We start from the raw sequence: 1,421 nt of genomic DNA on the forward strand, positions 1-1,421 counted from the left end.
CTGATTAGGCTAACATAACCTGTTTCCTGGAGGATTCCGATGACCAAAACACGTAGAAAATTCACTGCTGAGCAAAAAGCCGCCATCGTTCGACGGCACCTGAAAGACAAAGAACCGATCTCCTCAATCGCTGAGGAACTATCGATTCAACCGACACAGATCCATCAATGGGTTGCCTTGGCGCTTGAGCAAGTCGAGCGGGCTTTCGAGAAATCGGCCAGGTCCGAAAAGGTTTCCCAGCGGGCCGAAGCCAAGATCAACGAACTCAAAGACCAACGGATTAGGAAGCTCGAAGAGAAGTTGATTCACAAGAATGAGGTGATCGCAGAACTCATGGAGGAGAACGTCAAGGCAAAAAAAGCCAATGGGGACCTCTAGAAGGCGTTTGGGTCCCCCACGATGTCCGAGACAAGATTGTCGACTACATGAAGTATTGGTCTAAGCGTTCCGAACTGCCCTGCAAAGACTTGCTCAAGTGGGCGAAACTCTCCACGAGCAAGTACCACACATGGCTCAAACGCTACGGAAAGATCAACGGCCATAACGGCAAAATACCACGGGACTGGTGGCTCGAAGAATGGGAGAAGCAAGCGATTCTTGACTTCCACGACAAACACCCACTCGAAGGCTACCGACGATTGACATTCATGATGCTTGACGACGACATCGTCGCCGTCAGCCCAAGCTCCACGTATCGAGTTCTCAAGAATGCAGGGCGTTTGGACCGTAGAGTCGTGCCCCCCAGCAAGAAAGGCACAGGCTTCATTCAACCAACGAAAATCCACCAGGAATGGCATACTGATATCAGCTACATCAACACCGGCGGGACGTTTTACTTCCTGATATCGGTGCTCGATGGATTCAGTCGATACATCGTGCATTGGGAGTTACGTGAAACCATGAAGGAACTGGATATCGAACTGGTCATAGCCAAAGGGATTGAAAAGCACCCTGGAGTCAAGCCTCGAATCATCAGCGACAATGGCCCTCAGTTCATCGCCAATGACTTCAAGTCATTCGTTCGCGAGTATGGTCTTACACATGTTCGAACTAGCCCCTACTACCCGCAGAGCAACGGCAAGTTGGAACGCTGGCACGGATCACTTAAAAGCGAGTGCATCCGTCCCGGTTCGCCTGCGACAAAGGAGGAAGCCGAGAAGCGTATTGCAAAGTACGTGAGCTACTACAACACCGTCCGATTGCACAGCGCGATTGGATACATTACCCCGGCCGACTGCCTCGCAGGGCTCAGCGAGGTGATCGGAAAAGAACGCGACAGAAAGCTGGAAGCAGCTCGCAAGTTGCGTCAAGAGAAACGAGCTGCAACGAAACAAGTTGCCTAGCGGCTTCGAAGCGATTACAACAAAGGTATCTTCACGAAGGATAAGGCTCTGCAGAGGTGCAACCTGAGCGTCGTGAAG

General features: G+C 51.4%; 2 protein-coding genes. Both read left to right on the top strand.

Features of this window, described 5'->3' with window-relative positions; genetic code table 11:
- Positions 1-39: 39 nt before the first annotated feature.
- On the top strand, positions 40-378 hold the full coding sequence (locus WCK51_16040) for a transposase (protein MEI7578400.1): 339 nt from the start codon (positions 40-42) through the stop codon (positions 376-378).
- Positions 379-425: 47 nt separating this feature from the next.
- Entirely contained in the window at positions 426-1,343 is a 918-nt protein-coding gene (locus WCK51_16045) for an IS3 family transposase (GenBank protein MEI7578401.1), read from the top strand.
- Positions 1,344-1,421 lie beyond the last annotated feature (78 nt).

The organism is Armatimonadota bacterium, assembly GCA_037138755.1.
In the GTDB taxonomy this organism is placed as follows: Bacteria; Armatimonadota; Fimbriimonadia; order Fimbriimonadales; family Fimbriimonadaceae; genus Fimbriimonas.